The 17,917-nt window shown below is 58.0% G+C and carries 13 protein-coding genes, 1 tRNA gene and 1 pseudogene; 11 read left to right on the plus strand and 4 right to left on the minus strand.

The genetic code is table 11. From position 1 onward, the window contains the following. Positions 1–424: pseudogene (locus ACR0AI_RS11850) on the minus strand (hypothetical protein); the annotation flags it as partial. A 114-nt stretch (positions 425–538) separates the two neighbouring features. Beyond that, positions 539–1,153, minus strand: a complete 615-nt coding sequence (locus ACR0AI_RS11855) for a LuxR C-terminal-related transcriptional regulator (RefSeq protein WP_480674655.1) — start codon at positions 1,151–1,153, stop codon at positions 539–541. A 252-nt stretch (positions 1,154–1,405) separates the two neighbouring features. On the opposite strand from ACR0AI_RS11855, the gene ACR0AI_RS11860 reads away from it, so the two are divergent. The 4 genes from ACR0AI_RS11860 to ACR0AI_RS11875 all read left to right on the plus strand — a co-directional run bounded on the left by ACR0AI_RS11860 (position 1,406) and on the right by ACR0AI_RS11875 (position 6,872). After that, on the plus strand, positions 1,406–2,779 hold the full coding sequence (locus ACR0AI_RS11860) for a WecB/TagA/CpsF family glycosyltransferase (RefSeq protein ID WP_480674653.1): 1,374 nt from the start codon (positions 1,406–1,408) through the stop codon (positions 2,777–2,779). A 20-nt stretch (positions 2,780–2,799) separates the two neighbouring features. Next, positions 2,800–3,681, plus strand: coding sequence for a UTP--glucose-1-phosphate uridylyltransferase (locus ACR0AI_RS11865; protein ID WP_480674651.1), 882 nt, complete (start codon positions 2,800–2,802; stop codon positions 3,679–3,681). Between the two features lie 101 nt (positions 3,682–3,782). Further along, the gene (locus ACR0AI_RS11870) at positions 3,783–4,289 is read left to right on the plus strand and encodes a putative pterin-binding protein (RefSeq protein ID WP_480674649.1); all 507 of its coding nucleotides are present in this window, start codon (positions 3,783–3,785) and stop codon (positions 4,287–4,289) included. Positions 4,290–4,334: 45 nt separating this feature from the next. After that, complete coding sequence (locus ACR0AI_RS11875) at positions 4,335–6,872, plus strand: ATP-binding protein (RefSeq protein ID WP_480674647.1); 2,538 nt, start codon at positions 4,335–4,337, stop codon at positions 6,870–6,872. Between the two features lies 1 nt (position 6,873). Here the strand turns inward: ACR0AI_RS11875 and ACR0AI_RS11880 are convergent, their stop codons facing one another. Beyond that, complete coding sequence (locus ACR0AI_RS11880; RefSeq protein WP_480674645.1) at positions 6,874–8,103, minus strand: polysaccharide biosynthesis/export family protein; 1,230 nt, start codon at positions 8,101–8,103, stop codon at positions 6,874–6,876. A 194-nt stretch (positions 8,104–8,297) separates the two neighbouring features. Here ACR0AI_RS11880 and ACR0AI_RS11885 point away from each other — a divergent pair, with 194 nt between their 5' ends. Genes ACR0AI_RS11885 through ACR0AI_RS11900 form a run of 4 tightly spaced genes read left to right on the plus strand, consistent with a single transcriptional unit; the run spans position 8,298 to position 12,379 of the window. After that, positions 8,298–9,536 (plus strand): oligosaccharide flippase family protein, encoded by a 1,239-nt coding sequence (locus ACR0AI_RS11885; RefSeq protein ID WP_480674643.1) that lies wholly within the window; start codon positions 8,298–8,300, stop codon positions 9,534–9,536. Continuing rightward, entirely contained in the window at positions 9,533–10,447 is a 915-nt protein-coding gene (locus tag ACR0AI_RS11890) for a glycosyltransferase family 2 protein (RefSeq protein ID WP_170471327.1), read from the plus strand. The genes ACR0AI_RS11885 and ACR0AI_RS11890 overlap by 4 nt, the downstream gene beginning before the upstream one ends. 20 nt (positions 10,448–10,467) lie before the next feature. Beyond that, positions 10,468–11,454, plus strand: coding sequence for a glycosyltransferase family 2 protein (locus ACR0AI_RS11895; protein WP_480674641.1), 987 nt, complete (start codon positions 10,468–10,470; stop codon positions 11,452–11,454). Between the two features lie 13 nt (positions 11,455–11,467). Next, positions 11,468–12,379: a glycosyltransferase family 4 protein gene (locus ACR0AI_RS11900; protein WP_480674639.1), complete on the plus strand. Its 912-nt coding sequence runs from the start codon at positions 11,468–11,470 to the stop codon at positions 12,377–12,379. 442 nt (positions 12,380–12,821) lie between these two features. Here ACR0AI_RS11900 and ACR0AI_RS11905 read toward each other — a convergent pair whose 3' ends face one another. Then, positions 12,822–13,592: a TIGR01458 family HAD-type hydrolase gene (locus tag ACR0AI_RS11905; protein ID WP_480674637.1), complete on the minus strand. Its 771-nt coding sequence runs from the start codon at positions 13,590–13,592 to the stop codon at positions 12,822–12,824. A 108-nt stretch (positions 13,593–13,700) separates the two neighbouring features. On the opposite strand from ACR0AI_RS11905, the gene ACR0AI_RS11910 reads away from it, so the two are divergent. The 3 genes from ACR0AI_RS11910 to ACR0AI_RS11920 all read left to right on the plus strand — a co-directional run bounded on the left by ACR0AI_RS11910 (position 13,701) and on the right by ACR0AI_RS11920 (position 17,915). Beyond that, positions 13,701–13,774 (plus strand) — tRNA-Gly (locus ACR0AI_RS11910). Between the two features lie 273 nt (positions 13,775–14,047). After that, complete coding sequence (locus ACR0AI_RS11915; protein WP_480674635.1) at positions 14,048–15,865, plus strand: ABC transporter transmembrane domain-containing protein; 1,818 nt, start codon at positions 14,048–14,050, stop codon at positions 15,863–15,865. A 160-nt stretch (positions 15,866–16,025) separates the two neighbouring features. After that, positions 16,026–17,915, plus strand: a complete 1,890-nt coding sequence (locus ACR0AI_RS11920) for an acyl-CoA synthetase (protein ID WP_480674633.1) — start codon at positions 16,026–16,028, stop codon at positions 17,913–17,915. Positions 17,916–17,917 lie beyond the last annotated feature (2 nt).

Here is a 17,917-nt window from a genome sequence, read left to right on the forward strand (position 1 = left end):
GGTCAGCCTCTACCGCCTTGGCTGCCGCATCGAGGATGCGATCGGCCGACAACAAACGTTTATACGTCTCGGTCGGACTGATTGATCCGTTGGCAAAGGCAGAATTCGCGTATGAGGATGCCTGACCGATATTGGCCAGGTTCACCGATGCCGAAGCGCCAGACCCTGGCAGGATAAGCGATGCGTGTGAGGTGTATTTGACTGGCGCGGTTGCCAGATATCCGCTGATCGGGGCCCAGATGCAACTCGCACCCAGAAGGAACAGTGCCACGTAACGGGGCAGGCGGCCTAGATCGCTAAGGCGCCCACCCTTTAAGATGCGACGCCACCCCAGCGTTCTAAAATTGGATCGGGAAATGCGCACCCAATGCAGAAATTGCATGTCGCGCGTGGAATCAGAGGAGTTCGAAATCTGTTGCGGCATGGAAAAACCCTTTCTTGCAAGGGTGATACACCGCATCTGATCGCTGATCATTCGCTCAGCAGGCTAGGGGCCGAGGGGATTGGGAGCGCCCCCTATCCCTTTGGATAGTCACGCTTAGAACAACCCCGCCTCGCGCGCGGCCAAGGCGGCCTGGGTTCGATTGCTGACACCAACTTTGCGGTACAAAGTCTTCATATGCAGTTTGATCGTCGGCTCTGACAGATCCAGATCGCGGGCGATTTCCTTGTTGGATTTGCCTTCAGTCAGCCCTTTCAGAACCTGCCGCTCGCGCTCTGTCAGTTTTTGCGCCATGGGGTGGGAGTCTTCCGGCTGCTCTGCGTTTATGAAACCCGCAGGAAGGTATTGCTCGCCCATCGCCATAAAGCGGATCGCGTTAACCAGGGATTTGGCAGGTAGGGTTTTGGGAACGAAACCGGCAGCCCCTAGTTCCAGCGCGCGTTGCGCCAGATCGCGCGAGGTGTCGCCGGTAAACAGGGCCACATGTTGGACGCCGTCTAAAGCGATACAGGTTTCAAGCCCGCTCAACCCGTTCATGCCGGGCATGTTCAGGTCCAGAAGGACCAGATCAAAGGCTCCGTCGTTTTCAATCAGAGTTTTCGCCGCGGGGAAGTCCGGCGCGGTCTCAACCTCGATCCCACCTGCGGCATCTATGAAAGCAACGAGCGTGTCCAAAATAAGCTCGTGGTCGTCAGCAATAAGAACTTTCATCTAAAATCTCCGTCTGCCCCCAACCACACCCAAATGCGTTAATAAATCATTGAACACATGGCATGAAGCCTGCCTGACGGACAGGTGAATATCCAATCGGATAGGTCAGTGGGCCGTTTCCACCACGCTATGTGCTGCGGGGTCGTTTGAATAGACCTATTCTCCGATCGCTCTCCGGATGCTCGCCTATCGGTTGCAGGATCACGTTGGCAGTCTGAAACCACAGATTGTCATCGTTGATCGGAGAGTTCCATGCAGTTCCTGTCAGTCCAAGATATGTACAAAGGCGCGCAGCCGACACCCACACCAACTCTGGAAGAGACTGAGATTTTGGGTTTGCCAATTGTGAATGCCCAATCCGGACAGGTGATCTCAAAACTGCTGGATGGGATGCGCCGGACGGTATTTTTCCTGAACGCACATTGCGCAAACATACGGGCCCGTAACCATACCTATCGAGCAGCATTGGCCCGGGCAGATATGATCCTTCCGGACGGAATTGGGGTAGAGGTCGCGGCAAAGTTGCAAGGTGTCCAGCTGGCCGAGAACCTGAACGGTACGGACTTTGTGCCCAAACTGCTGAAACGGGCGGCGCGTCTTGGGCAGTCGGTCTACCTGTTGGGGGGACGTCCCGGAACAGCTCAGGCAGCGGCGGCCCGGTTGCAGCATATGATCCCCGATTTGGCAGTGGCTGGTACGCGCGATGGTTATGAAGGTGCAGCGCGGGTTGATGAGGCGATCGACGATATCAACCAGTCCGGCGCGGACATCCTGTTGGTCGCGATGGGCGTCCCGCTGCAGGAACTGTGGATCACGCAGAACCGCCACCGGCTTGACCCTCGCATCGCGCTTGGTGTGGGTGCTTTGTTTGACTTCCTGGCCGGGAATGTGCGCCGGGCACCGTGCGTCGTTCGTCGCGCCCGGATGGAATGGGCATGGCGGCTAGCGATGGAGCCCCGTCGCATGGCCCGAAGATATCTAATCGGCAATTTCGAATTCCTGGGGCGTGCCGCGCACAATTCTGTCCCCAAGGTCTCAGCATGCCGCCTGCTGGACCTTACTTTGGCGGTGGCCGCGCTGTTTCTTCTGGCCCTGCCCATGGCCGCAATCGCCGCATTGGTGCGATTGGACAGTCGCGGCCCCGCTTTTTTTCGGCAGACGCGGATCGGTCAAAACGGCGTGCCTTTCACGATCTACAAGTTCCGCTCGATGACGCAGGATGCAGAAGCACGGCGTACGGACCTGCTCGCCCATTCGGACCGTGAGGGCGTGTGCTTCAAAGCTAAAAATGATCCACGCATCACCCGTGTCGGGAAAGTTCTGCGCCGGTGCTCGCTGGATGAACTGCCGCAAATCTTCAACGTGCTGAAAGGGGATATGTCTCTGGTTGGCCCGCGCCCGGCCTTGCCCGAAGAGGTTGCAGCCTATCCTGAACAAGCACTTGAGCGCCTTCAGGTGCGTCCCGGTATCACTGGCCTCTGGCAGGTTTCGGGCCGCGCGGGCATCGGCTTTGACCGCATGATCGAACTGGATACGGCCTATGTCCGCGCCCGCTCGCTCCTTCTGAACCTTTTCCTCATCGCATTGACCGCACGTGCTGTCGTGTCGGGCAGAGGCGCTTACTGATCAAACCTAGGAGCATAGAAATGACACGTATTCGCAAAGCTGTATTCCCGGTCGCGGGTCTGGGCACAAGGTTTTTGCCCGCCACCAAATCGGTGACCAAGGAGATGTTGCCACTGATCGACCGTCCCTTGATCCAATATGCGGTGGACGAGGCCCGCGCCGCCGGGATTGATGAATTCATCTTTATCACCTCAACCGGCCAATCCGCGCTGGAGACGTATTTTAGGCGGAACCCGGGGCTGGAGCGCAAACTGAAGGATGGCGGCAAAACCACCCTGCTGAACCGATTACGCTGCACGCACCTTGAGGACGAGACATACAGTTTTATCCAACAAGACAGCCCGCGCGGTCTGGGCCACGCAGTCTCTCTGGCGCGTGACATTGTCGGTAATGAACCCTTTGCCGTGATCTTGCCGGATGATGTGATCCACGCGCAGCGTCCGGTCCTGGCGCAAATGGTCCAGAACTTAGAAGGCAGCCACATGATCGCGACCGAAGCCGTCCTATCCGACCGGATCAGCGCTTATGGCGTGGTCGATATCGAGCAAAGGAGAGGGCAGGTGCAACATCTGAAAGGGTTGGTTGAAAAGCCATCCGCCGACCAGGCCCCATCCGAGTTTGGCATTGTCGGGCGATATCTGCTGCACCCTTCGATCTTCGATCAGCTGAACGGATTGGCACCCGGCGCGGGCAATGAAATCCAACTGACCGATGCGATCGCGGCGGATATCGAAAGGACCGGTTGCCACGGCTTCGCCTTTCAAGGAGAGCGCTTCGATTGTGGATCGGTCGCCGGATATCTTGAGGCAACCACCGTCTTTGCGTTGCAACGTGCCGAACTGCGGGACGGGTTCAAATCCATGCTGCGTCAGCGCATGAACCTCCTGTCTGCCGCCGCATAAGACAGAGGCACCTATCCGAACGGATAGGTGCGTATCCCCATGCCCATCTGTCGCTGCGGACCTATTTCTGGTTTCTTATGGTCAAAGAAATGGAGACCAAGATGCGTGTGTTTTTTGCGATCATAACAGCGGCGTTCACTTTTTGCCTGACGTCTGCGCAAGCCGAAGACTTGGCGGCCCCGTCAGGTGAGGTCGTTCTGACCATTTCGGGCAATATCGCACAGACCGGGCCCGACGGGGCGGCGCAGTTCGATATGGAAATGTTGCAGGCGCTGCCGCAACGCAGCTTTGAAACCTCGACGATCTGGACTGAAGGCGAGACCAGCTTTGTCGGCGTTCCCCTGTCTGTATTGCTGGAACGGATCGGAGCAGAAGGTGAGACGATCCGGGCAACGGCGATTAACGACTACGCGGTTGAGATCCCTGTGGATTCGATCTCGGAACAGGACCCAATTGTCGCCTATGAGATGGACGGTGCGGGGATGTCACGGCGGCAGAAAGGTCCGCTATGGATCGTATATCCATACGACAGTGACACCAAGTACCAGACCGAGGTGATTTACTCTCGCAGCATTTGGCAACTCGACAGGTTGGAAATCGTTAAATAGCGTGGGGTTACAATACAGTATGAAGTGGGCGATGCGGGCCAAACATTGACAAGAAATTTCCAAAACCACTCGCGTCGCCGGTGGGCTTTCGGGCTCATCGGCATCGCCGTTCTGGGTGCCCTAGCTTTGGTCGTGTTGCTGTCCGTCAAGGTGATATCCGATCTGCGCGACCGGCAGTCAGCCCGGACAGACAACGTGCAATGGACGCTGACGCAGGTCGAGGTCGAGTTCCTGTTCTACCTCAACGCGCTAGAGGCTGGTGTATCGGATGCAGAGGCAAGCACCGAAAACCTGGACCTTATCCGCCGCCGTTTCGATCTTTTTTACAGCCGTATCGATATTCTGGACACCTCGCGTCTGTTTGAAACGCTGCGAAGTGACCCGAAATTCACTGAACCTCTGAGTGACGTCTCCGCCTATCTGGAGGCCTCGGTGCCTACAATCGACGCTAGGGATCCTGGGCTCATTGCGGGGCTGCCGGATCTCTATGACGGCGCGCAGGGGATCGCTCCAAAGGTGCGAGAGCTTTCGGTCTCGGCGATCTCGTACTTTGCAAGCCAGTCGGATCATCGCCGTGAGGAAACCGCGCTCAGCCTGTTTCAACTGGCCGTTTTGTCCGGTGGGTTGTTTTTGACGCTGACTGCGGTCAGCGCCTACCTCTTGGTGGTCAACCGCAAAGCTGATCGGCGGGGGCAGGCGATTCAGCAGGCAAACCAACGCATGAATACAATCCTGTCGACCTCATTGGATGCCGTGATCGTGGTGAACGCCGCCGGCACAGTGCTGGAGTTCAACGCGGCTGCACAATCGATTTTCGGGTATTCCGAGGCAGAGGCCAAAGGGCATTCGATCGGTGAATTGATTGTGCCTTCGCATCTACGCGAGGCCCACAACCAAGGCATGGAGCGGATGCAGAGCGGAGGCGACCGTCACGTCGTTGGCAAGGGTCGCGTCCAGCTTGAGGCGATGCGCAAGAATGGGGATGTCTTTCCCGTTGAACTCGCGTTGCAATCCGCCCAGGCCGGGGATGAGGAAATCGTCATCGGTTTCGTCCGCGATATCTCACAAAGCGTTGCGGATCAAAAAGAGCTTGTCTCGGCCCGCGACCGTGCCCTTGCCGGGGAAAAGGCCAAGTCGGATTTTCTGACTGTTATGAGCCATGAGATCAGAACCCCGTTGAACGGGCTGCTGGGCAACCTCACCCTTCTCAAGAATACGCGCACGACCAAACAGCAGTCTCAGTTTGTCCGCAACATGGAGATCTCGGGCCAGGTTCTGCAAAGCCATGTGGATGCGGTGCTGGATATTGCTCGGTTCGAGGCCGGCAAGCTGTCAGTCGCGCACGAGCCGACCGACCTGAACGCGATGCTGCAGGACCTAGTGGATGGTCAAAGCGGCAATGCGGCCTCGCGCGGCAACTCAATCTCTTGGCAATGGGTGGGTGGAGCCTATCCGCATGTCGCGACTGATGCGCAAAGGTTGCGGCAAATTCTGCTGAACCTCGTGGGTAATGCGATCAAGTTTACCGAAAATGGCCGTGTTTCTATTGAGGTCGAAAGATGTGAACCTGAAGATCAGGGTAAGGCACATGTATACGAAGTGCGTGTGATCGATACCGGGGCTGGCATCGCCGATGATGAGATCGACGCCATTTTTGATGACTTCTACACCAGCGATCCCTCTATCGGTCGCACGGTCGGAGGAACCGGGCTTGGCCTGGGAATTGCCCGTAGGTTCGCGCAGGCCATGGGCGGTGAGGTCGGGGCGGAAAGCACATTGGGCGAAGGCAGTGTTTTCTGGCTGCGGATACCGTTGCAGCCGTGGGCGCGCGACCAACTGCTAGAAGCTGCTCAGATCAATACCGAGACCGTTCGCCCTCTGAACTTGTTGGTGGTCGAAGATAACGAGATCAACCTCGAGGTCATCTGCAACATGCTGGCGCTGGACGGTCATAGTGTAGCGACAGCGGAAAATGGGCAGGTCGGCGTCGACAAGGCCAGCAGTCAGAGGTTCGACGCGATCCTGATGGATATCAGCATGCCGGTGATGGATGGGCCAACCGCAGCGCGCCATATTCGTAACGGTCAGGGGCGGTCTGAAGATGTGCCGATTATCGCGGTGTCGGCCAATGTCCTGCCAGACGCGGTCGAAACCTTTCGCGCCGCTGGCATGACGGCTTTCATTGGCAAACCAATTTCGCTTGATGCCCTGCGCACTGCGCTTTCGGTGGTCACCCGAGCCGAGGGACAGATTTCGGAGCATGCGCAGCCTGATCCGTTGGCTGAGCTAAGAGACAGCCTCGGGCCCGAAGTCTTTGCCCGCCTGCTTGCCAAGTTCATTGCCGAAGGGGATGAGTTCGTTGAACAGCTCGAAACCGGGGCTTTTGACCAGTCAGATTTGACCCAAGTCGCTCAGGTTTGTCACAAACTGGCTGGCAGTGCAGCGACCTTCGGCGCGGAAGAGTTTCGAGAGGCGTTAATTGCGGTAGAGACTGCGGTCAAAGAACGCAAAGAAATCACTGACAAACTCGCTGCAGTTTCTACCGCTTGGGAGCGGGCGAAAGCATCGCCCGCTCGGGATTGAATTAGGGGGCTAGCAGTGCCGCTGCGCCGACGATACCAACCGCGCGGGCGACCTCGGTCAAGCCGGTCACTTTGCTGTCGTAGCAGGCAATCGCATCACCCGGCAGAACATAGGGGTCATAGTCATCCCGATCCCCACGTCGCAGCAGCTTTTCGATATTGCGTTCAATGACGATCGAGTTCCCGGTCATCGGGTTGCGGGTGAACAGGACCGCGCTGCGATTGGCGTTGGTCGTCTTGGCTCCGCCGACGCAATTGGTATCGACGACGGCCTGCAGGTAGCGCGTGCCATAGGGTACCTCACGCACGTCGCGTCCAATAGCCGACTCTGCGTTGCCAGTTGCAGGTTGCGTGAGGTTGGACATATAAAGCGTCACGCCGGGCGGGCTGATCGGGCTGGGGCGCATCAGATCATCCTGGAAACACCCTCGGCTGTTGACCACGATCTGATCCCCGGTCAGCAGCATGATGTCGGTCGGGTCTGAGCCTTCGAACACGCCGCGTAGGTCCATCCGGTAGATCGTGCCTTGCCGGTGCAGTTCGACCGCTGACAGATCCGCATCAGGGCGCACACCTCCGGCAGCGCGAATGGCCACCGAGAGGTTGCGCGCCTCGGTCGAGGCGCCCAGCACACCCTGGCGCCCTCGATCCAGTGAGTCGCCTGAGATGCCTCCGATCTCGACCGAGTGCGGCTCAAACACTGCGCCTTTCACGCCGACAGTGACCGAGGCGAGATCGCTGATGCGCGCCGTGACGCGCGGGGTGTTGTCGTAGAACTGCGCTGCCACCAGAACGCGGGCGACATCCCGCTCTACCTGCTCGGTGGTACGACCCTGTGCACGCACCGGCGGTAGGTAAGGCAGCTTCAGATCGCCATCGCGGGACACAACATAGGTGTCGCTGAGAAGCTCATCCCCGTCGATGGTGATCTGCACCATGTCATTGCGCGAAAGCTTCTCGCCCAACAATGGGCTAAGCGCGGGCTGTGACCATTTAGCAAAAGCACTTGCACCCTGATCCCCGGTCTGAGGCATACAGGCGCGTCCATTCATATGCTCCGCTTGCAGCAAAGGTCCATTTGCCCGGCGCCGCGAGGGGGCACGGTACTGCGCTTGATAGCTGTCGCCTTTTGCGACGGGTTCGATGTTGCGCGGGGTCTTCATGCTGCTGCAACCCGACAGAGCAATTGCGCTGACGGCTCCTAATACCAAAACTTTGAAATGTCGTGTCATTTTGAACTCTCCTGAACTGCATCCACAGCTACAGCAGTGTCTTGATGTGCGTCAGACCGGCATCGGGATTGCCGCTTATCCCATTCGGATAGGTCGCTCGCCGGATGGTTCTTCCTGCTGTCCGCCCGCGTCTGGGACAGGGATGTCGCGGCTAATTTAAACTGATCCCAACAGTGTTTTGGACTTTTGGCGACATGACTCAGCGATTGGCACATTCCGGTTTCTTGCGGCACTTGCTGGCCTATGCGGCGTCCGAAGTGGCGGCAAAAGCCTCGCGTCTTGTGGTCGTTGTTGTTGTGGCCCGCAGCCTCAGCCCCGAGGCGATCGGTCTGGCTGCTGCTGCCCTCGCCGCAGGGGATATCCTCAAGGCGCTGACCGAGAACGGTGTGGGGCAGAGGATCATCCAAGCCCCGCAGGCCGAGCTGGAACAGCGCTGCAACACCGCGCGTCGTATTTTCTGGGTTTGGTGCGGGGCGCTGTTTTCGCTGCAACTGGCAATAGCTGCGTTCCTCTACGCGATAGGGCACGAGACGCTGGCGCTGCTGCTCGCCATTCTGGCCGGAGAGTACCTGTTAATGCCCGCCGGTCTGGTGCAGGCCGCGCTTGCGATGCGTGAGGGCAAGCTGCAACAGACTGCCGCGGTTGCAGGAGGGCAGGTGGTTGGTGCGAATGTCATGGCGGCGCTACTAGCGCTGCTCTGGGCCTCGCCGCTGGCTTTGGCGCTGCCCCGCTTGCTGGCTGCTCCGATCTGGCTGGTCCTAATGCGCCGCCTCCGCCCTTGGGCGTCGGACACCAAACAAGGATTTGCCGCCCTTCGCCCCTTTGTTGGGTTCGGCTGGGCCGTTCTGGGGGTCGAGATCGTCAAAGTTCTGCGTCTGCAAGCCGACAAGCTTGTCGTCGGCGCGATGCTGGGGGCCGAGAGCCTTGGCATCTACTTCATGGCTTTCAACGCTGGGCTCGGCTTGGCGACATCGTTCACGCAGGCCTTTTCAGTCGTTCTTTTCCCACATCTTTGCGCAGCCCCGGATAAAACCAAGGCGCTGCGTCATGGGCTCGGCACGTCCCTCCTGGTGCTGAGCCCGTTGGTTTTTCTGCAAGCCGCGCTTGCGCCGGTCTATGTGCCGCTGCTGCTGGGGGCCGAGTGGCAACAGATTTCACCGGTGGTTTCGGTCTTGTGCCTTGCCACATTACCCAGCGTCATCTGGTCCGCCGTGGCCGGCTGGCTACGGTCCGAGAACCTCGCGATTACTGAGCTGCGGGTCAGCGCGGCTTTGGCTTTCGCATTGATCCTCAACACCGCGATCATGGCTCCGTTCGGGCTGATGCCAGTGGCGTTCGGATACCTGCTGACCAGTACTGCCCTGATGTTGACCGCCTCTTGGGTGCTGTTGCCACGGGATCACAAATCAACAGAAAGGTTCGGCTTCCAATGACCCGCTTTACCGTCATCGTGCCGTTTCACACCGATGCGGATACAATTGCCGACACGCTGACCAGCATTCGCACGCAAAGCTTCACGAATTGGGAGGTGATCTGCGTCGGCGACCGTCCCTCAAGCGCGTGCCTGTCCGTCGTGCTAGATCACATCGCGCAAGACCACCGTATCCGGGTCGCCAGCAGCCCCTTCGATGGCCCAAGCGCTGCCCGCAACTATGGGGCCGAACTGGCCAAGGGTGACATACTGGCGTTCTGCGACGCGGATGATCTGTGGCACAAGGACAAGCTGGCGCAACTAGACGAAGCCTTTCAGCCGTCTTTGACAGATGCAGTTTTTGGGCAAATCCGGTTCTTCACCGATCAGCCCGGAGATTCTCAGACACGCTCGACCGTTCCAAGTGCAACGCTGACCATTCAGGACCTGTTGGCCGAGAACCCGGTCTGCACCATGTCCAATCTTTCGATACGTCGTGAAGTCTTCAACGCCGTTGGCGGGTTAGACACGAGAACGGTGCATAACGAAGACTTGGAGCTGTTGATCCGCCTCGCAGGCGAAGGGTTCACCATCGAAGGGGTCAATCAGTTCCAAGTCTGGTATCGCACCAGCGCCCGGGGCTTGTCGTCGGATTTGGCCGCAATGCGCGCTGGGCGGGCCTACGCGGTCAAAACAGCCGCATCATATGGCGTGTTCCCGTCGCGGTCATCCGAGGCCATCTATCAGCGCTATCTTGCACGCCGGGCGCTGCGGTTGGGGCATCAGAGTCAGGCCCTGTTCTACACACGCAACGGCTTGAGCCTGCATGCGCGCAGTTTCCTGCTGCCCCTGCGCCGAGGACTGCTTACCGTCGCAGGGGCCGCGCTGGCCCCGATCCTGCCGCAAGCGATCAAACGCGCGTTGTTTTCATGAGAATTCTGAAGGAGATCACCATGCCCACAGCATCCATCGTCGTACCCGCCTACAACGCCGAAGCAACCTTGGCCGAAACGCTCGCCTCACTGCAGGCGCAAACCTATGACGATTTCGAAATCATCATTGTCGACGATGGATCGCAGGATGCGACTGCCGAGATTGCCCGCGCACACCAAAGCGACCCAAGCGTACGACTGGTCCAGCAAGCCAATCGCGGGCTGGCGGGGGCCAGAAATACCGGCATCGCTGCCGCGCGTGGTGCATTCGTCGGCTTTTGCGACGCCGACGATCTGTGGATGCCCGAAAAGCTGGCGGCTCATATTCACCATCTCAAGGCCGAACCGGATGTGGGGGTTAGTTACTCCGGCAGTGCCTTGATCGACGAGGCGGGGTGCGCGATGGGGATCAAACAAGCACCCCGCCTGAAGGATGTGACCGCAGCACATGTTCTGAACCGCAACCCAATCGGCAATGGATCGGCGGCCGTTATTCGAAAGACGGTGCTGGAGGCTCTGGCCTACCGCCCGAGCTTTGAAACCCAGCGGGATTGGGTCTTCGATGAGACATTCCGCCAGTCCGAAGATATCGAATGCTGGATGCGGTTGATGTTGAAGACCGATTGGCAGATCGAAGGTGTTCCGGGGCTTCTAACCCACTACCGGATCAACGCAGGCGGGCTTTCGGCGGCTTTGGATCGCCAGTTGGAGGCGTGGGAGCGGATGGTCGCGAAGCTGCGCCCGCTGAACCCTGAATTCTTTGCCCGGCACGAACCCTCGGCCCGTGCTTATCAGCTGCGCTATCTGTCGCGGCGGGCCATCACCAACCTCGATCAGGACACAGCTTGGGAGTTGTTTGCGCGCAGCGTCCAGGAAAGCCTCCGCCCGGTGCTTGAGGAACCTATGAAATCGTTCAGCACCTTCGCCGCGGCCCTTGTGTTGAAAACGCTTGGACCCGGCCCGATCACCCGGCTGGGACAAATGAAATCCAAACTTCAATCGATCTGAGAGAGGGGTCATCATGGAACAGAAAAAGATCCTACACCTGGTAGACGACACCACAGCGGGTGGCGTGATGCGGATGCTCGACCATCTTTTGGCGCAATCAGATCTGTCCGGCGCGGTCGAGCAAAAGGTGTTGAAAGTCAAACGGACAGCATTTTCTTGGGGCAAACTGAATGCGGATGTCATCGTGTCCCACGTCGTACCAAGCTGGAGAAGCCTACCCGCATTCTCGGCGCTTCGCGCAATGCACCTGGACACTCGACTGGTCCATGTCGAACACAGTTACACCCGGGCATTCACCACCCTTAATGTACCTTATAAACGTCGGTTTTTTGCGATGCTGCGTGTGATCTATTCCTTATTTGATCAGGTGGTCGCCGTCAGCCATGCGCAGTCGGACTGGATGAAGGAACGACGCCTGGCTGCTTCGGAAAAACTGGCTGTCATTCCTCCGACCGTTGATCTTGAGCAGTTGTCACGCAACACTATGCCTCCCAAGTCAAAGACCACAATTGGCGCTATCGGGCGGCTGGAACAGCAGAAAGGGTTCGACATCCTGATCCAGGGTTTTCGGTCAACCCGAACGCCGGAGGCGCGCTTGTTGATCTTTGGCGAAGGCAGTCAGCGTTCATACCTTGAGGCGTTGGCAGAGGGTGACCTGCGCATCGAATTTAAGGGCCATGCCAAGGACCCGGCAAAAGCTTATCAAGCCGTCGATATCATTGCGATTCCCTCGCGTTGGGAGGCTTATGGACTTGTGCTGGACGAAGCGCTTGCCGCGAAGCGCAATGTGATCGCCAGTAAAGTTGATGGGTTACGTGACCGTGAAGGAGATACGAGAGTTTCATTCTGCAACCTTGACCCTTATGCTTGGCGATTTGCGATCAATAATTTTCTGCTTTCCAACACTATTGAGAAAAGCAGCTGAATCAAAATTTGACACTGGATCTTTTGCGTTTTGCCGAGCCATTCACTGCAAAATCAATTGTGATTTCAAAGAAATTGCCTGAGTCCAGCTTTGCGTTTTGTGCGCGAGCCTACTTAGCGCAGTACATTTTGGTGCCCTCTTTGGACTGCGAGCGGTCATTGCCTTGTGCTAAGTGGACGGCAGCTATGTCCCGCGTAGAGGTCGTTCGTCGCAACCGGACTGAACGTCAACTTTGCGGGACCAACCTGCCGTAAGTCTTCTAAGGTTGAATTGCCGCTTTGTGCGCTTAGTGAACTTTTCTGGTGTTCTCAGCGAGCGCAATTATTCAGTGCTCGCGCTTGTCATTTGCTAACCCGACATGGAATACAAACTTCGGTTTGGCCGCCGTTGCTAACCCTGAACCGTGCAGGGCGATGACGAGACAATACTCATCCCGCTGCTTTCAATTGCCCCATTGTGTGAAAAGTTCCACAGCGGCACGGATACCGTCTGCGGTTGCAGTGGGTCGCGGTTCATAACACGCCTCGTCACCAGTTTGGTATTTTCCGGTTCGGACCAGTATGGCCGCGCGCAAGTCCGCCTTCAAAGCACCCGCGATATCGCTTTCGACATCATCGCCAATCATTGTTACCTCAGCAGGCTCCAGCCCCATGCTTTGCGCGGCAGAGTGGAAAAACGCTGGCGATGGTTTTCCAAACAGAAGAGCATTCGTTCCACTCGAATACTCAAGCGCCCGGACGAAAGCGCCGGCATCCAGACTCAATTCGCCGTCTGTATCGCGAAACACTCTGTTCGACGCCAATGCAAGAAAGGGAGCACTGTCTTGGATCAGGCGAAAGGCTGCGTTCAATCGTTCATAGGTAAAATAGCGGCCGGCATCTCCAACCACTACCGCTTTGGGGCCAGATTTCGAGCACTTTGCAAAATCCTCTTCCAGATCCGGATGGATCAGAAGATGTGGCGCAAGACCGTTTTCCTCTAGCCAGGCACAAGCTGCCGCAGCGGGGGTCAGGATTTCTTCGGGATCTGCGTCTATTCCGAAGCCTTGTAGCTTATCCAGAATAACACGCTTCGGTCGTCGGGTTGAATTCGTTAGAAAGCGAACCGGAAGTCCTGTGTCGCGAATGGTTGAAACCGCCTCCGCAGCACCCGCCAGTGGTTTGTCGCCCTGATACAGAACACCTGCGATATCAAAGAGAACGCCTTTGCTCACACCTTCCTCACAAACTACGAAAAACTCTTTCTTTCGGGCTCAATTTGCCCAAGTGATGGTTCGCACTTGACGCCCACTTAGCCATCACATAGGAAGGCGAAGCATTTAGCGGGTATAGCTTAATGGTAAAGCCCCTGCCTTCCAAGCAGGCTATGTCGGTTCGATTCCGTCTACCCGCTCCAAAAAATAATCCCCGACACATTGCCTACAAAATAGTCTGATATTTTGTGTCAGATTGTTGACAAGTTTGACAAAATATTGACCTAAACCTTAGCCTTCCAAGCAGGCTATGTCGGTTCGATTCCGTCTACCCGCTCCAACTCAGCCGTACATCTCTGCGTCAAATGGCCCAGGCCCCTGGGCATTTTGCGCGCGGCTTCTTGACCCTGCGGGCCAGTATCGCCAAGAAACAGCAACTCCGCATTGAAGACAAAGTGAACACATAAGGGCCGCACATGGCGAGACAGACAGCCAGCACGACCACCGCATCCGCGCCGGGCGCCAGTGAAGAAAGAGCAGGCTCGAAAAAGTTGGGCGTCTTGGCGTCGCTTTGGCCGTTCATGAAGCCGTATCGCCTGCTGATGCTGGGGGCGACATTGGCGCTGGTCCTGACGGCTGGTATGACGCTTACCTTGCCCTTGGCCGTGCGCCGTGTGGTGGACAACTTCCGCATTCAGGACGGAGAGCTGCTGGATTGGTACTTCCTGGCCGCGCTTGGCATTGCCGGTATTCTGGCCGTGGGCACAGGCATCCGCTACGCGCTTGTTACCCGTCTGGGCGAACGTGTGGTCGCCGATATCCGCAAGGCCGTCTTTGACCGTGTGATTGGCATGAGCCCCGAGTTCTACGAACGCATCATGACCGGAGAGGTCCTCAGCCGGATCACCACCGACACGACGCTGATTCAATCGGTGATCGGGTCATCTGTATCGATTGCCCTGCGCAACCTGCTGATGTTTGTCGGAGGGTTGGTGTTGATGCTGTTGACCTCGGCCAAGCTGACAGCGCTGGTTCTGCTGCTGATCCCGGTCGTTGTGGTGCCAATTCTGGTGTTGGGCCGCAGGCTCCGCGCCATCAGCCGCGAGAATCAGGACTGGATCGCGGCCTCATCGGGCAACGCGGGCGAAGCGCTGGGTGCGGTACAGACCGTGCAGGCCTTTACCCACGAACGCGCAAGCCGCAAGCAATTCGGCGACATGACTGAGACATCGTATGTCGTCTCGTTGCGGCGTATCCAGACGCGGGCCATTCTGACGGTCATCGTGATCTTTCTCGTCTTCTCAGGCATCGTTGGAGTGCTGTGGATGGGGGCCAACGACGTGCGCAACGGGGTGATGACCGAAGGGGTTCTGATCCAATTCGTCATCTACTCGGTCATCATGGCAGGCTCTGTCGCTGCCCTGTCCGAGATCTGGAGCGAACTTCAGCGCGCCGCAGGGGCCACTGAACGGTTGGTCGAGCTGCTGAATGCTGAAGATACAGTGACCGACCCGTCCCAAGCAAAACCGTTGCCGCAACCGGTGCGCGGAGAGATCAGGTTCGAAGAGGTCACCTTCCGCTATCCTGCGCGACCCGATGTGGTGGCGCTGGACAAGCTCAGCCTGCAGGTCAATCCAGGCGAGACGGTTGCCTTCGTTGGCCCCTCTGGCGCGGGCAAAACAACTGTTGTTCAACTGCTCCAGCGGTTCTACGACCCGAACTCGGGGCGCGTGATGCTGGATGGGATGGATCTGCAAAACCTGAACCGGGCAGATTTCCGCCAGCATATGGCGCTGGTCCCGCAGGATCCGGTTATTTTTGCCGCCTCGGCTCGTGATAATATCCGCTTTGGCCGTCTGGATGCCTCGGACGCGGAGGTCGAAGCCGCCGCGCACGCTGCTGCTGCGCACGACTTCATCGCGGCACTGCCCGAAGGCTATGACAGTTTCGTTGGCGAACGGGGAGTGATGCTGTCCGGCGGGCAGAAACAGCGGATCGCTATTGCACGCGCCATTTTGCGGGATGCGCCTGTTCTGTTGCTGGACGAGGCGACCTCGGCGCTGGATGCAGAAAGCGAAAGGGCTGTGCAGGGCGCGGTGGATCAGATGCGCGCCGGGCGCACGACCCTGATCGTGGCGCACCGGCTGGCTACTGTGAAAAAGGCAGACCGCATTGTCGTGCTGGAGGCCGGTCGCATTGTCGCCCAAGGCACGCATGACGATCTGGTGGCGCAAGATGGGCTTTACGCCCGTTTGGCCCGTCTTCAGTTCACTGACGGCGTCGCTGCGGAATAAAGTGACGCTCCGGCAATCGCCGTTACGCCGTAGCGTCATTCTACATTTTCAACTTTTCCCTCGCTAAGCCCTTGCTTGCGCCGCCAAGGTTGTGATCCCATCTGAGGTAAGATCACTCCGCGTGTGGCGCGCGGGAGAATAAAACACGGGGAGGAGCCACATGGCCTTTGTTGGCAAGGAAGACAAAGCGCGTATTGAACAGGAAATGACGTGGGAGGACCGCGACCTGCCGGTGACGTTCCACCAGCTGCTATCGCGCACGGCAGAGAAATTTCCAAACCACAACGCGGTCAGTTTTCAGCTGTTTTCAGGTCCGAATGACAAGGCCGAGACGCTGACATGGTCCAACCTTCTAGGGCAGGTCAATCAGGCGGCCAACCTGTTTCGCTCGCTCGGGATCGGCGAAAACGACGTGGTGGCCTATATCCTGCCCAATTGTAACGAGACGCTGGTGACCCTGATGGGCGGTGCCGTGGCCGGTATCGTAAACCCGATCAACCCGCTGCTCGAGCCGGAACAGATCGCCGCCATTCTGCGCGAGACGGGTGCCAAGGTTGTCGTCACGCTCAAGTCCTTCCCGAAAACGGATGTGGCGCAGAAGGTAGAAGAGGCCGTGCGCCATGCGCCCAAGGTCAACACCGTTCTCGAGATTGACCTGAACCGCTATCTGACGCCGCCGAAGTCCTGGATCGTTCCCTTCCTGCGGCCGAAAATGGGCGACAAGGCAAAGCTCGCGCATGCGGACTATAAGAACTTCAATCAGGAATTGGCCAAACAGCCCACGACCCTGACCTTCGCAGACAGCACCGAGGACCGGGTGGCCTGCTACTTCCACACAGGCGGCACGACCGGCATGCCGAAGGTGGCGCAGCACAAATACTCGGGCCTGATCTACAATGGCTGGCTGGGCAATACGCTGTTGTTTGACGAAAACGACGTCATCATGTGCCCGCTGCCGATGTTCCACGTCTTTGCCGTTCATGTGATCTGGATGGCAGCCGTGTCCTCGGGCGCACATGTGATTTTCCCGACACCTCAGGGTTATCGCGGCGATGGCGTGTTCGACAATTTCTGGAAGCTGATCGAACGTTGGAAGGTCAGTTTCATCATCACCGTGCCCACCGCGATCTCGGCCAAGATGCAACGACCGGTGGACGCTGATATTTCCTCGGTGAAAACGGCGTTCTCCGGCTCGGCCCCGCTGCCGGTGGAACTGTTCCGGCGGTTCGAAGAGGCAACAGGCGTGACTATCGTTGAAGGCTATGGCCTGACCGAGGCCACCTGCCTAGTCTCGTGCAACCCGGTGGATGGTGAGAAAAAGATCGGCTCGATCGGGATTCCCTTCCCCTACACAGATGTCAAAATCCTGCAGGACAGTCCGGACGGGCCAAAGGAATGCGCGGTGGATGAGATTGGCGAAATCTGCGTTTCGAACCCCGGTGTCTTTGCGGGCAATACCTATACCGAAACCGACAAGAACGAGAACCTGTACCACTATGACAAGTATCTGCGCACAGGCGATCTAGGCCGTTTTGACGAGGACGGGTACCTCTGGATCACCGGACGTGCCAAGGACCTGATCATTCGAGGCGGACATAATATTGACCCTGCCGAGATCGAAGAGGCCCTGCTGGGGCATGAGGCCGTGGCCTTCGCAGGTGCCATTGGTCAGCCCGACGCCCATTCCGGTGAGGTGCCTTGCGCATTCGTAGAACTGGTGGAGGGAGCTTCGGTGACCGAAGAGGCGTTGATGGAGTTCTGTAAAGTCCATGTTCATGAACGCGCGGCTCAGCCCAAGCACATGACAATCCTGACCGAATTGCCCAAGACCGCGGTTGGTAAGGTGTTCAAACCTGATCTGCGCAAGCACGCGATCACCCGGATCTACAATGGCGCCCTTGAGCAAGCTGGCGTTGATGCCCGTGTCGTCTCGGTCATCGACGACAAGAAGCGTGGCCTTGTCGCACAGCTTGACGCGAACGGCGCATCCGAGGACGATGTCAGCAAGGTGCTGGGCGCGTACACCCGGCCGTGGGAGTGGGCAGCCTAACC

The organism is Ruegeria sp. BG3, assembly GCF_056538485.1.

Excerpts from the sequence above, each read along its gene's own strand:
- ACR0AI_RS11890 (WP_170471327.1), top strand. The coding sequence starts at position 9,533 with ATGACCCGCTTTACCGTCATCGTGCCGTTTCACACCGATGCGGATACA.
- ACR0AI_RS11865 (WP_480674651.1), top strand. The coding sequence starts at position 2,800 with ATGACACGTATTCGCAAAGCTGTATTCCCGGTCGCGGGTCTGGGCACA.
- ACR0AI_RS11885 (WP_480674643.1), top strand. The coding sequence starts at position 8,298 with ATGACTCAGCGATTGGCACATTCCGGTTTCTTGCGGCACTTGCTGGCC.
- ACR0AI_RS11860 (WP_480674653.1), top strand. The coding sequence starts at position 1,406 with ATGCAGTTCCTGTCAGTCCAAGATATGTACAAAGGCGCGCAGCCGACA.
- ACR0AI_RS11880 (WP_480674645.1), bottom strand. The coding sequence starts at position 8,103 with ATGACACGACATTTCAAAGTTTTGGTATTAGGAGCCGTCAGCGCAATT.
- ACR0AI_RS11920 (WP_480674633.1), top strand. The coding sequence starts at position 16,026 with ATGGCCTTTGTTGGCAAGGAAGACAAAGCGCGTATTGAACAGGAAATG.
- ACR0AI_RS11900 (WP_480674639.1), top strand. The coding sequence starts at position 11,468 with ATGGAACAGAAAAAGATCCTACACCTGGTAGACGACACCACAGCGGGT.
- ACR0AI_RS11915 (WP_480674635.1), top strand. The coding sequence starts at position 14,048 with ATGGCGAGACAGACAGCCAGCACGACCACCGCATCCGCGCCGGGCGCC.
- ACR0AI_RS11895 (WP_480674641.1), top strand. The coding sequence starts at position 10,468 with ATGCCCACAGCATCCATCGTCGTACCCGCCTACAACGCCGAAGCAACC.
- ACR0AI_RS11855 (WP_480674655.1), bottom strand. The coding sequence starts at position 1,153 with ATGAAAGTTCTTATTGCTGACGACCACGAGCTTATTTTGGACACGCTC.
- ACR0AI_RS11870 (WP_480674649.1), top strand. The coding sequence starts at position 3,783 with ATGCGTGTGTTTTTTGCGATCATAACAGCGGCGTTCACTTTTTGCCTG.